Origin of the sequence: Dyadobacter endophyticus, from assembly GCF_014641595.1 — a bacterium.
GTDB classification, from domain to species: domain Bacteria; phylum Bacteroidota; class Bacteroidia; order Cytophagales; family Spirosomataceae; genus Dyadobacter; species Dyadobacter endophyticus.
Map to the genome: position 1 here is coordinate 49,111 of NZ_BMIA01000001.1, position 13,484 is coordinate 62,594.

A 13,484-nucleotide genomic window follows, 5' to 3' on the forward strand; every position below is an offset into this window, starting at 1 on the left:
GGAATGCAGGTCAGGCATACATTCCTTCGAAATTCGGTTTACTGGTCAGCGACCTAGGATTTTGACGGTTTTTACCGTCCCGTCTTCGAAATGGATCAACAACACGCTGATGCCTTTGCCGCGGGCGGGTAATTCGACAGATCCACTTTTAGGGCGGCCCATCTGGAATAATTCCCTTCCATTTACATCCACCGCAAAAATGCTTCTGACGCGCTTCCAGTTTGTGATGGTGAGCTGCACCGGTCCGTCTGAGGGGTTTGGATAGGCGACGACCATGTGTTTGTCATCTGTATGCAAATCTTTGATGCTGCTGAATGCGAATGTGCCATCCAAGTCGATCATTTTCAGGCGGTAGAAATTCATTCCCTGCCGGGGGTGCTTATCCAGGTATGTATAGGACTGGTCAGTCGTGCTTTCACCCATCGCTTTCACTGCCGTCACCAAGTTCCACTGCCGAGCGTCCCGGCTGTGCTGGATTTCGAAACGGTCACTGTTGGTTTCCGAGGATGTCTGCCAGTGGAGGCGGACACCTTGTTCCTGGCGAGCAATCGAAAATGCGATCAAGCTTACCGGCAGTGGGTCTTCGACGGATATCACAAAATTGTTATCCTGGTAATTAACGTCTGCCGCTATACGGGCCGTCCCGTGCTCGATGCCGGCGCAGTCGGCGGTAAGGCTCATCACCCCATCCACTGTACCATCGCCTGCACCGCTTCCCGACAGGACTGCAATGCCTTCGCGGATGGCGAAGTAGCCGGCAGGCATCTGCCCTTCGGTCGTTCCGGTAGAGGTTGTGCCCAGCACCAGTTTGTGGCTTCCGGAAGGGACATTGGTGAATAAGAAGGTACCTGCTGCGCTCACCGGCGTCACCCGTTGCGAAGAGCCGCCTGGGCCGGGAGTGATCAGCGTTACATACAATCCCAGCGTCGACCCGTTGGCAGCTGGCCCGTTCACGCCATCATCGATCCCGGTCGGGTCGTCGAATACCGTCCCGCCGATATCCATGGCACAGCCGGTGACGGCAAGCGATGCATCGCGCTGCTCGGCGATACAGGCATTGTCAGGATGCGAGATCAGCACCCGGTATGTGGCGCCGTTTTTATTCAGATTCACGCCCGTGAGCGTGAGCGTCGCGGTGGTTGTTCCACTGTAAATGCCTCCATCTGTAATATTGGCAAACCCCGAACCTGAATTCTCCTGCCACTGGTAGGCGATGGTGGCCGATACGTCGGTTGCACTGGCGCCTGCGAAATCGGGCGCCGAACCGATGTAAGTCGTGGTAGAGGCTGCGCTGGCTGCCACGGTGAACGAGGTAGTGCCGCCGCTTTCAACCGACTGGTTTCCGGGGGCCGTGTTCACAAGCAGGCGTGTCGCATTCTTTACGTTCTGGAAAATTCCGGTGTAGCCGCCTTGGCCAATTACCCTGCCGTTTTCGTCCACTTGCACGGGTGAATTTCCCAGCACGCCATCTGCGTCCGCATCGGCGCCGCCGGCTTCCACAGCGTCGGGGCAGCCGTCGTTGTCGCTATCCGTATCCAGGTTATTGGCAATGCCGTCGCCGTCGAAATCGCCGCAATTGGTATTGACCAGCGAAATGTCATCAATGGAAAAATCGTTTCCGCCCGCCTGTACGGATGTGTTCACCAGCGTGGCCCGGTAAACGCCAGTGCTGGGTGCCGTGAAATCAACGCCCAGGCTTCGCCACAGTACATCTCCGATCGCGCCAGTTGCGATCGAGCTCACCAGTAAATTGTCCGAGACTCTGCGGATTTCTATTCTCAGGTTGTAAGCACCGCCGGCGCCTTGGTTCCACGCGCCCTTGTGCCACATTTGATAACGGTAACCGTTCCCTGCCGTTAGTTGAATGTCTTCCCTGAAAAAGGTGCCCACCGAGGTCGAGCCATTCACCAGAAGGTAGCAATCGGTATCTGAACCGTCTGTGTGCCCGGCATATTCCCAGATGGGCCCGGGGTGGTTGACAATGGAACCTGCCCTGTTGGACACGGTGTATTTTCCGGCGGCATTGTTGCCATTTACGCCCGGGCCGTACGAATAGCCGGTGCCCGGCGGATTCTGTAAATCGCGGAAAAAAGCGGCAGCATCGGGCGACACCCCGAAAGTGCCTTTAAATTCATTGTTAAAAAGCGTTTCGCAGCCTTCGTCGGTGTCCAGGACGCCGTCGTTGTCGTCGTCCACGTCGCAATCGTTGCCTACGCCATCGCCATCCGAATCAACAAATGCCGGATCGCCGGGATCGCAGGATGCCATCATCGCAGCTGATTTTGTGACCGCACCGCGCAGCGCAATCATGGTGTGCGCCGCAGGGCCTGTAAAACCAAAGGAAATGGCCATCAAGGCTGCCCAGCAAAAAGCCGAGCAAGGTAAAGTTGTTCTCATAAGAAAACCGTTTGAAATGATAGGTTATCGAAGCCAAGCAGATAACCGGGCAATTCCCGAAAGCGTTAGCGACCGGAAAGTGGTTTGTAATCTGCTGGCGGATATTAATCAAGAGGAGAAATACTTATGTACTCTTACAATAAAGTTTCTGGATTGTTGACCGGTTTTACGATTTAATTGGCCTCAGTTGAATGCAATAATCTTCTTACCTTAAAAAACATCCATACACATCTCACCACTTAATTAGCGCAACAGACTGTTGTTCCAGTTTTGAGAAGCGAGCGCACTTGGGCGTTGTCAAGATTGCTGGGACAGACGATGAACGAGGCCGAAGCGTAGCTTTTTATTGCCTTTTTTTAAAGCCTTCTGATCGAGCTCAGGTGGTCTTCCGATAGGCCCAGGATAACCATATCAAGGGGGCGCAACAGTTTTTCCAGACAGCAGATGAACGCCACTGGTTTCAAATGTGGTCAGATTTTTGATCCTGCCGATCAGCGTCGCCCGAATGCTGGTACGGAGAATGGGATGCTTATGCACAAGTGCTACGTTCATAAACTAGTGAATGTGTAGTGGTCCATATGTTGTCAAATCAGCTCTCGCGGCATTACCGGAAGATGATCATTTTACTCAACGTCATGAGTTCACCAAGCGTAGTTTACCATGGTCTCCTCTGTCCGATTAACGTAAATATTTACGGATTGGGAACAGGACAAAAGTATTGCGTGTAGCCGAGGGCGTCATTACAAAACATTTAATGGACTTTTAAAGAAAAGTATTTATTGGATTTAATAAATTTAATGGCGTGTAGAAGGAATACTATTATCGATTTTCCATATCATTGTTACACGTAATCTCCGGTCATTATATTTATTAGTATGAGTATTCAGATCATCATCGCAGAAGATCATCCGCTGATTCTGGCAGGAATTCAATTTCTGTTAATGAAGCATAAGCCTGAGGCGGTAATTACTTGTACGAGCGACTTCGACAAGACTATCGCCATGCTTGGGAGACGCCAGTTTGAATTGCTGATAATGGATATCAACCTTCCCGGCGGAGATAAGGTATCCATGTTGCATTCGGTAAGGCTCCGGCAGCCTGACCTACCTGTTCTGGTTTGTTCCAGCTACGACGAGCAGCTTTACGCAGTGCCGTTCATAAAGGCGGGTGCCAATGGTTATATTTCCAAAACGGCAATCAATGACGATTTTACGAAGGCCGTAGATCAGGTTCTTAGCGGCAGGACCTATGCCAGCCCGGAAGTAATGCAGCAAGTATTCGCAAAATTGCAGGGTTCCAGAGATACTGTCGAGGCGCTCATTGATAAGCTTTCGGAAAGGGAACTGGATGTCGCTCAGATGTTGGTCAAAGGACAGTCTACCAAACATATCGGAGAGCAGTTGAGCCTATCGTCCTCTTCTGTGAGCATTTATAAGTCCAAGATCTTTGACAAGCTTGGTATTAATAATGTGATCGAGCTGACTAAGTATTTTCAAGTTAATGAGTAGCATTTTTTCTCAATGGCCATTTGTTGTCAGGTTTGCCTTGGGAGCGCTGGTCAATGCCATGTGTTTGTTTTCACCGGCATTCGCCCAGCAGCAGATGGAAAGATATTGGTTACAGCATTTCACTGATGAAAATGGGCTTCCGCAAAACAGCGTCAAGGCAATTGCGCAGGACTGCAACGGGTTTGTCTGGCTTGCGACCGAGGCGGGGTTGGTTCGTTTCGACGGCCATCGTTTCGTGACGTTCGAAAAATCGGTGATACCCATTACGAGCAACCGCTTCCGAGGATTTGTTCCCTTCGTCGGGACCGGCCAAAGTACTTCTCCCGATTTTTTGGCATTGTCGGAGAAGAGCGAGTATGTAGGCATCATGCGCAATGGGTTGGTATCGGTGGATACCACTTTTTATAAGCGTTACGAGAAATATGATCCTATCGCCTCCCGGCGACCCAGGCACAACAGCCTGCTGGCAAGTTTGCCTTCTCAACATGCGGTAGATCCAAACTTCGAGCATTACTTCATCACCTCCGACGACGGTATTACCTATCTCTGGCAAAAAAGCGGCATTACCGGTTTTCGGGGCGGCAAACCCTTCTTTATCGCACGCGGATCCTTTCAAAAATTCCTGCTGGCAGGCCACGATCCCTACGCAGTTGATACCAGCGGAACGCTCCAATCGATTGGTGCGGTGGTGAACGCTGTTGTATTTGAGGGAGAGATCCTGTCCGATACGCACTTTTCGAATGCTTCGCGCAATTTGAATCTGTTTTGGAACAACATATCGCGCCAGCTCTTTTTGTATTACAATCGATCGTTGTACCTAGCCAGGTCGACATCCGCTGGAAAGCTCGATACCCAGCTGATCCTGCGGAATTTCGATCTTGAAAAATCGAAAATCGTTTCCATACTCTTTGATGAAAATACGCATTCCGTTTTTTTGGGAAGTATGACTAACGGATTTTTTCTGTTTAAAACGAAAGATTTCTCCGAAAACAAACTGGTTGCTGAAAACGCGGATAATGTATACTATGGACAACTTGCTGTTGCCGGACGGGCGGTGCTCACAGCGCAGGGCTATTATTTCGTGGCCAAAAAAAATGGCTCATCCGAGGCGACTGCGATGCGCATCTCACCCCTTTTGGAAAAAATTAAAAGTACATTCTCCCTTGCTCAATCCCGCGACGGTTCGTTATGGGCCCAGTTTGGATTCGACCTGTATCAAATGGATTCCCTGGGTCTCAGGGTACTGCAATATATCCGGCTTCCGGAAAAGGCGAAGACGCTGAACATGGCGCCAGACGGCACGCTCTGGATCAGCTGCGAGACGAATGGGGTATTTTCAGTAGAAAAGTCTGATGGCAAGTTTATCACCCGGCGGAGATTCAGGCTGAATGTCGCAGACCTTTCCATTGTTGGCAGAGAAAACCAGGAGACCCTGTTTTTGGCTACCGAGCATGCTATTTACAGGTTCAATACCCGAACAGGTAGTTTTAAAAAGATCGACAGGCTTGACAAAATGACGGTCCGGAGCACCTACACTACCAGCGACGGAACCTGGATTACTACCTATGGAAATGGTATCTTCCTCTTAAAAGGTGAGGATGCGGTCCAGTTTCCATTGGATGACGATCGTTTCCTGGCCACATCACATTGCATCGTCGAAGACCGAAAAGGGTTTTTCTGGATCACCACCAATCGCGGTCTTTTCCAGGTGGCGAAAAAACATTTGCTAGATTATGTCGCCGACCGACGTAACCTGGTTTATTACTTGTTTTACAATAAAAGCAATGGATTTGCCACGAACGAATTCAACGGAGGTTGCCAACCTTGTGCTGTAACGCTTTCTGACGGAACTGTGTCGTTCCCGTCGATGGACGGTTTGATATGGTTCAAACCGGGAGACATCAAGCCCGAACTGCCCGATCGCAAAATTTTCATCACCACCATTCGGCAAGACGGCAAGACCATTCAGGTGGCGGATACCCTGAGGATTTCCCGCGATTTCGAGCAGCTGAAATTTACCCTGACGACACCCTACCTGGGCAATGAAAAAAACATCCGCATGCATTATTCGCTTTCCGGTCCTGGCCGCAACGAAAGCTGGACAGCCATTGGTCCGGACTTTGTGATCTCGCTTCCACGTCTGCCGCATGGCGATTATGTAGTGAAAATAAGAAAAGTAACCGGCTTTGATACCAATAATTATGTCTATAAAGCCGTGTATCTGCAAGTTCCCAGGGCGTGGTATGAAACCTGGTGGTTCCGGATTGTGACAGCATTGGTGCTTGCTGGTCTGTTTGTGGTTTCCGTACGGGTCAGGTCGGCCTATCATATCAAAAAAGAGCGAGAGGCGGGCCTACTCCGGCATTACCGGGTGATCAGTCAGATCATTGCTGCCGTGAACCACGATATCCAGACGCCGCTGCATTATATCGGCTTCTCACTCAAACAGTTCAATGTCTATGTGCATCAGCAGCCGGCAGTTGACCCACTAATAACCCGTTTGAGCGACGAAACGCTGGATACTTCCGAGCGGCTGAATACGCTTACCAGAAATATCCTGGAATACATCAAATTGCAAAGTAAGTCACCCTCTGAGCGATGGGAAATCCATCCCGTGAATGTCTCGGAGATAGTAACATCGACATCGCAATTGTTTGCTGGCATTGCCGCGCACAGGCAAATAACCATCAAAACCGACATCGATCCGGCCTTCACCGTAGGCAGCGACCCCAGCCTGCTCTCCATCATCATTCACAACCTGATCGACAATGCATTGAAAGTGGCCCGATCCGAAATCAAAATTGTTGCCAGTGAAAATGATGTAAAAAAGATCACCATTGAGGACGATGGGCGCGGAATCCCGATCGAACAGGCAAACTGGCTTAACAAACAGTATCATTCATACGATCACTGGCTACATTCTTCGCGAAATCCAGAGCAAAAAGGCATTGGTTTGTTGATCGTCAAAGACTTGTGTGTATTGCTTGGCCTTCAGATCAACGCAGTGGTCACCTCCGAAAGTAAAACCTTAATCTCGTTGATTGTTAATGGTGATGCTAGGTAGCACATTCAATTCTGTTACCATTTGGCTGCTAAGAATCTCAAAATCCGACGTGAGCCAACCAAAACAATCGAGAGCTTGCTCAGGTTGCCATGCAAATGTGGACTGATCTGCTGATGTAGTTGGAGTCATATTCCAATGAGGTAAGCTCGGTCCTATGGTATTACTTTCCATACATTCGGTGAGGGCGTCACTGATAATTGAGTTGTGACATCTGCACAACAAATATTTGTCTGTTGGCGAGAAGAAAAGCAATTCTACAATTGCGGTTTGCCCCATTAAATTATTTGGCTCAATTTAATCTATTTGTAACCTTGGATTTCCTGTGACCGGAATATTGCTGGCTTTTTTTTATTTCAGAGTGTCACACTTGCAGAATATGGAGCCACTGATCACCCCAATTCGCCTGCTTTTTCTTTTCAAGTTTTCAGCTCCCATTGCTTTGGCGTCGTTCCTTTACAGTATGATCATAATGGGAACACATGGGGCCATCTGGCATCACCGGTATTGCATGCATGGCGCATATAAATTCGGCAACAAGTTCTGGAGGCTGTTTACAGATGTGGAGAATAACTTAACCGACCACCCCAATATCGGTGATATTGCCCAAGCGCTCGCTGTTAGTCAGAAAATTTTCGCTTTTCGAATCGCCGGCCGCCGGCTTGATGCCCATAAAATGCCGCGCAGATCAACTCCTATCCAACCGCTTTTCTAAAATGCAAACTTTTGCAAAGCCGGCCTGGATTGTCTTCCAGCTGACCTTGTACCGGCCGTAACCTGGCGGGCAACTTCCAGGTTACGGCCGCCACTTTTCGGCCGGATTAAATATAGAGTCATTGCTTGCAGATGTTTGGCCGTTCGAGCATCACGCCGGATGAGCTACGTTATTTATCGGCGCTGTCGGGAAAGGATGGCGGGAAGGCGAACTATTGGCCTGGCTCATTACGGGGCGCCTTTATTTTTGTACGCTCACTGTCAGAGGGTGACCAATCGCCAACACAAGCCCGTAATAGGGAAGCGCCCAAGTAAGTCTGTTAATATCCTACAATTGGGCGCGGGACTCTATCTGCTGATGATCAAATGCGCCAGCTCCGGATCGGAGAGCATCCTTTCCATTTCCGAGAAAATAATCGTTTCCACATCTTCCTTGATCTGCCGGTAGTTGGCCTCGATAATATCAGGGTTTACCTTGCGGACAACAGGTAAGGGTTTTTGCGATGCCTGCTGGCGGCCGGGCGCGTTATGGTCGTTGACCAGCGTGCAGTGAAATGTTTTCAGATCCACGGGCTGATCGGGATTATCAGCGCACATCCCGACAAATTCACCGGCGCTTAGGGCCGCAATGCGGGAGGGAGGAATTGCCGGGTCCAGCTGCTTGGAGCGGCTGATGGAGGTGTCAGTACGGTTGATCGTAAGGCTGGTGCGGTCCTGATTGATCCTTCCAAAGCGTTCAGAGAGCTGCTTGGCCGTCTCGCCGCTGACCTGCCCGCAGATGATATTCCCTGTGATGTTCATGACCACGTCTGCAAGCTCTCTTCCATAATCTTTTCGGAGCTGGCTCAGGTCCTGAATCCCAAGGGTGGTCGCTACCTTGTTTTGCCGGGCGGTGGCAATCAGCGAATCAATATGGTTCAAATAGACGGTGGGGAATTCATCGAAGACAAGGCTGGACTTTTGTTTACCCTTTTGGTTGACTGCTTTGATCAGGCGGGATATATAAAGGGAGACCACAGCCCCATAAGTCATGATCTTGCCCGGATTATTACCCATACAAACTATTTTGGGGTCCGAAGGATTATTGATATCCAGGGAAAAGTCGTTTCCGGAGAGCACATAATAAAGCGCCGGTGAGGAGAGGCGGGCCATTGAAATCTGCGCTGAGGCGATCTGCCCCTCCAGCTGCTGATTGGCGTGGTGGATGAAAGCAGATATAAAAGGGTTGATCAGTACCTGTATTTCTTTTTGGGTCCTGAGCACCGAGAAAAGTTTGGCGTGCTCAGTCTGCATCAGCTCGACCACGTGAGGCAGCGTGCAGAAGGTTCCGTTTTGATACTTTTTTAAAAACCATATAATGGCCGTCAGAAAGTTGATGGGAGATTCGACAAAAAAGTCGCCTTGACGGCGGATCCATTCCCGGTTCAGGCCCATCAGAATCGTGCGGGCCGACTCTGCCGCATCGGAAATGTCAGTCATCGAGTCCGGGTCGAGTGGGTTGCAGCGGTGTGATCGCGAAAGATCATCAAAGTTCACATAGTAAAACGCCTTGACTGCCTTTTGGCCACCAGGTGTATTTAACCAGGTATTGTAGGCGATGCTGGTCAGATCGTCAAACTTAAAATCGTATATGAACATGGTGAAGCCCTTCATGATGTGCTGGGTAATGATATGACGAATCACATAGTAGGTTTTTCCAGAGCCAGGGGATCCGACCAAGAGAATGCCTCGGAACGGGTTGATAAAATTCACCCAGCTGTCCCGCGTTCTGCCGCCATGCCGGTAGCGCGCTTTCAGATTGATCGAATACTGGTTTTCCAATAGCGCTTCCTGTTGTGGAAAGCTCTCATTGTCGGCATTGAAGATGTCGACTGCGATCTTTTGGCGGATCACCCGAGAGAGCCGGGCCCCGCCTAAAAGAATGATCAAATAGCCGCTCGAACACCAAAGCATGTAGATGGCCGCGGCAAGCGGGCGATCTGGCCCGGTGATGCTCAGAGATAGAAAAGAAAAATGAAAGCAGACCAGGCCCGTAGATGCCCACAAGAGCGGGGAGCGCATCGAGAGCTTTTCATCTTTTTTGCCTTTTGCGCCCAGCAGTGAAATAAAAAGAAACAAAAGCGCTGCCAGCTTAGTCTTGTAAAAATGACTGAAAAGCTGCGTCTTTATCAGCTGCTGGAGCACCTTATCACTCCAAGGCGCTGTCAGCTGCCAGGATTCAAAGGCCCCATAGCAGTAATAGTAGTAGTGAAGGGCCAGCAGTGCAAGGCTGATCATGCGGCTCATGTCCATGATTCGCTGTAGTGCCTGCTGGTTTTCTGCGGTGGCTGAGCTCATCCTTGGCGCGGTTTAAAGTTGTAGTGAGATTTGTTTGCGTTTTTTATGCAGGCGCCTTTTCAGCTCCCGCGGCAGCGAATCTGCCTGCGGCACAGGATCAAGCAGCAGCTTCAACAGGCTCTCATCGGGTAGGGGGGCGCTGGCTTGTTTTTCGCTGCTAATGGCCGGCTCTGCTTGAAGGGCTGCCATGCCAGAGGAAGGCTTCAATAGGGGATTTTGGTAAATGCCCGGGGCTGACTCCAAGCTCTTTTCCGATTCGGCCAAGTGTTCCAGCAGCTTGGAAGGGGTGTAGCGGCCCCCAAGCTGACTGGCCGAAAAGACGGATCTGGTTCGAAAATCGACAAAAATAACTTCACAGAGTTTCCCAGTGGCCTCCAGGGCGTATACGGCTTTGACTCCCTGCTGGGAAAGACGTTGGCCCAAAGCGGCCAGAGAGCGGGTGTCGGGGGCAATCAGGGCTAGATCAATCAGGGTTTTAATGCGCTGCTGGCCGGGCAGTACAGCGAGCTTATTTGCTTTAAAACGCTCATGCAGATACCTCAGGGTGGGTTTACCCGAAAGGCGGCTGGCTTTAACGGATGTCCCTATTTTTCTGCCGTCATCAGCAAGCATCTGGTAGGTGAGCCCTTGGTAAAACCGAATTTTTGACCCGGGTTTGCCAGTCTTGGCAACCAGGTTGTAGTGCCTGAGCACCGCGTTGAGCTCTAAAAGGGAGCTGTATTTAAAGTTGGGAAGCACCACCGAGAGCACCTGAGAAATTGCAAGCGTTGCTGGGATCTTGCCGTATTGTAATTTTTGAGCGCTTTCCAGTTTGCCGGCCGGCATCATTCTTCCCCGGGATGGGGTAAGCCGGTAGTCTTTTTCTATTTGTTTGATCACATCTTTGACCGCTGCCTGCCGGCTGTGGAAGACCGAATTGCCTGAGCCGTCCGCCTTCACAGTTACGGTAACAAGGTGCAGATGTGGATGAAGCGTGTCCAGATGCTGATAAACCAGAAATGGCTGATCGGCAAGACCGATATGATCCATATAGGTCTGCGAGATTTTTTTGAGCTCGGCTTGGGTGAGTTTATCCTCGGCCGGAAAGGAAAGTACAATGTGAAGGCAACCTTTTTTGCACCTTTCGTTGAGATCAAGCCGCTTTTGAAGCACGAGCATGCGTTGTTTTGCTGTAAGCTCGCTGGCTTCACATGGATAATTGCCGGCCAATATGCAGCTGGCAAGCCCGGTATCGACCTTGTTTTCGTTATATTGGCAGCTGCGCTTTGCTGAGGCCGAGGACCTGATTATTGCAACCATACAAGCGCAGTTTTTTTGCAGTGCTGATAGACTTGATCGATCAGCACTACGATCCTAGCCCGGTCTTTTTCATGTTCATTAAGCCAGACGGCGGTCAGCTGCTGGTGTGGGCTCGCAGAAACTTTTTGTGCGGACTGCTCAAAAATCTGGATCGCATCCGATAGCTGCCTTCGCGTCAGCGAGAGCTCTGTGATCAAGTCTTCCAGGGAAGCATTCCGGTGATTGACCGTGACTGGTTCTGAGAGAATCAGCTTTCTGAGGTATTCTGCCAGACTGCGGCAGGTGGTCCGGCTGCATCTGTCTTTGAGTAGCTCGTATTGAGAGATCTCTACTTGGAAGTAAACGGTGCGGCTTTGGTTGGGGACAGGCTCTTTCATCACTTTATTGGGGAATCATTTAAAATACAAAACCTGGTAGGGGGCAAATCCAATTTGCGCCTCATATTGACAAGTCCAGTCCTGGGGTCTTTGATGGACTTTTCCTAGCCTGGTTGTTGGTCGCTATCAGATACTCGTTTAAATCCTTGAAGCCATGGTAGAGCATGCTCTTGTCTGTCAGATGATCGTTTTCGGCCAGCGCCCGGCTGGTCAGGCTTTTGCCGGTCTGATCCAGGTCCAGATAAAGATGGACCTGGCGGTAGCTTTCCAATACGGGCCTGGCTTTCGAGAAAAATGCTACCGAGTTAAGCACCATGTAGTTTTCGGATTCGATGCCCGCATTTGGATGCATGGAGCGGTAGGAAAGAAAATCAAAAAAACCTTCAAAAACAGCCAGAACGTTGCCTGCGCGCCCAAGGGTGGTGATATCTTTGGGCGAAGTGCTGATCTTGCTATACGCATTGCGAAGCTCGTAGCCGCCTGAGTCATTGGCAAAACCGATCGCGTAGTAGGTTTTGCCCGAGAGCTCATAGTCTATTTGCCGGCAATGCTCTCGGGCGAGCTCGATGTCAATGCAGCGCTGGGTCAGATAAGATAGCAGGGCGGGCTTGCTCAGGGGGTTTTCTTGCAGTATTCTGATTTTGTTTTGCTCGGGCTGGGCTCTTGCCGCCGAAGGCGCCGCAGCAGAAAGCATCAGTATGTCTTCCCTGAAAGCGCTCAGAAAATCGCCGACCGAGCACTGATGGTAGCGGATCCCGAAATCAATCAGGTTGCCACCGGCACCTTCCCCGAAATCATACCAGCGGTTCAGGTGCCGGTTTACTTTGAAAGAAGGCGTTTTCTCGTCTCGAAACGGGCTTTGGTACCAATAGTTGACCCCGGCGATCCTGGCAGGTTCTATTCCCAACCGGGACAGGTAGCCGACCATGTCCACCTGGCGGACTTTTTTTATATAATCTTGATAAGCAGTATAGTCCATCTCCTTGAAGGTATACGGTGGTCATGGGGGCGAGCGGGCTAGCTTGCCGACAGGCCCTGCTCTTGCTGGCCGGCCAGGCGGTCGGCATCACTGGCCTGCAAAGCATGTTGGGGGGCCTGCTTGGGGGCGTGCTGTTTGGAGTCAGTCAGGGCGTGGATCTGCTGGCGGACCGAGTTGTGGTCATAGGCGATGATACCTTTGAACTGCGGGCTTGCCTCGATAAAGAATTTGTGCTCCACGCCCTGATCAAGAAGGGTAACCTGCTGGCGGTTGCCCTTCCGAAGTGAGTCAAGCAGCTTTGCCTTGCTTTGATGCTGGTCAAGCTCTTTAATTGAAAGCCTGGAAAGCACCCCGGCAAGATCGTACCCATAATTTTGATGGAACTGTTGGATCTTAAAATTGCCTGCCTGATCCGTGTTTTTAAAGTCGAGTTGCACCCAAGCCTGGTATGGATCCCCCTGCCGGTTGATGAGCTGTTTTTCGACGGCTCTGCCCTGTAAAAGGTTAAAAGCTTCTTTGAAGGTTATACTTCCCGGGCGCTGCATGTAGAACAATTGATTGACCTTCTGAGATTGATCGTAGTTTTTCAGGCTGGCCAGGTAGCTGTTAAAAAAATACAGATCTTCTCGGGCCGATCTTTGAAAATTCAAAGAGGCAGTAAGCTCATCGTTTCCAAAACGCATCTTGTGCTGCAAAGAGAACTGAGCAAGTTGTTTTTGCATACTGGCCCGTAACTGCTCATTTAGTTCTTGCCCAAAGCCGTGATATTTGAGCTGGTCTGTGAGATACTCGAAATTTTTCTGGTTCATCTC

10 protein-coding genes are annotated in these 13,484 nt (G+C 50.4%); 3 read left to right on the top strand and 7 right to left on the bottom strand.

What is annotated here, in order from left to right:
- Positions 1–45: 45 nt before the first annotated feature.
- Complete coding sequence (locus IEY24_RS00250; protein WP_188927521.1) at positions 46–2,397, bottom strand: hypothetical protein; 2,352 nt, start codon at positions 2,395–2,397, stop codon at positions 46–48.
- A gap of 411 nt (positions 2,398–2,808) precedes the next feature.
- The gene (locus tag IEY24_RS00255) at positions 2,809–2,949 is read right to left on the bottom strand and encodes a hypothetical protein (RefSeq protein WP_188927523.1); all 141 of its coding nucleotides are present in this window, start codon (positions 2,947–2,949) and stop codon (positions 2,809–2,811) included.
- 323 nt (positions 2,950–3,272) lie between these two features.
- Between IEY24_RS00255 and IEY24_RS00260 the strand changes: the two genes are divergently transcribed.
- The 3 genes from IEY24_RS00260 to IEY24_RS32680 all read left to right on the top strand — a co-directional run bounded on the left by IEY24_RS00260 (position 3,273) and on the right by IEY24_RS32680 (position 7,681).
- A complete protein-coding gene (locus IEY24_RS00260; protein ID WP_188927525.1) occupies positions 3,273–3,905 on the top strand; it encodes a response regulator transcription factor in 633 nt (210 codons plus the stop codon).
- Positions 3,898–6,969 carry a sensor histidine kinase gene (locus IEY24_RS00265; protein ID WP_188927528.1) on the top strand — a complete coding sequence of 1,024 codons (3,072 nt, stop codon included), beginning with the start codon at positions 3,898–3,900 and terminating at the stop codon, positions 6,967–6,969. The genes IEY24_RS00260 and IEY24_RS00265 overlap by 8 nt, the downstream gene beginning before the upstream one ends.
- Before the next feature lie 376 nt (positions 6,970–7,345).
- Complete coding sequence (locus IEY24_RS32680) at positions 7,346–7,681, top strand: hypothetical protein (protein ID WP_229221044.1); 336 nt, start codon at positions 7,346–7,348, stop codon at positions 7,679–7,681.
- 347 nt (positions 7,682–8,028) lie between these two features.
- On the opposite strand, the gene mobC is transcribed toward IEY24_RS32680, so the two are convergent.
- The 5 genes from mobC to IEY24_RS00295 all read right to left on the bottom strand — a co-directional run bounded on the left by mobC (position 8,029) and on the right by IEY24_RS00295 (position 13,481).
- Entirely contained in the window at positions 8,029–10,017 is a 1,989-nt protein-coding gene (gene mobC / locus IEY24_RS00275) for a conjugal transfer protein MobC (protein WP_188927530.1), read from the bottom strand.
- A gap of 12 nt (positions 10,018–10,029) precedes the next feature.
- Positions 10,030–11,316, bottom strand: a complete 1,287-nt coding sequence (locus IEY24_RS00280; RefSeq protein ID WP_188927532.1) for a relaxase/mobilization nuclease domain-containing protein — start codon at positions 11,314–11,316, stop codon at positions 10,030–10,032.
- The gene (locus IEY24_RS00285) at positions 11,304–11,693 is read right to left on the bottom strand and encodes a hypothetical protein (RefSeq protein WP_188927534.1); all 390 of its coding nucleotides are present in this window, start codon (positions 11,691–11,693) and stop codon (positions 11,304–11,306) included. Before IEY24_RS00285 ends, IEY24_RS00280 begins: the two co-directional genes overlap by 13 nt.
- Before the next feature lie 61 nt (positions 11,694–11,754).
- The gene (locus IEY24_RS00290) at positions 11,755–12,672 is read right to left on the bottom strand and encodes a DUF8464 domain-containing protein (RefSeq protein WP_188927536.1); all 918 of its coding nucleotides are present in this window, start codon (positions 12,670–12,672) and stop codon (positions 11,755–11,757) included.
- A 38-nt stretch (positions 12,673–12,710) separates the two neighbouring features.
- Positions 12,711–13,481 carry a hypothetical protein gene (locus IEY24_RS00295; protein WP_188927538.1) on the bottom strand — a complete coding sequence of 257 codons (771 nt, stop codon included), beginning with the start codon at positions 13,479–13,481 and terminating at the stop codon, positions 12,711–12,713.
- Positions 13,482–13,484: the final 3 nt, after the last annotated feature.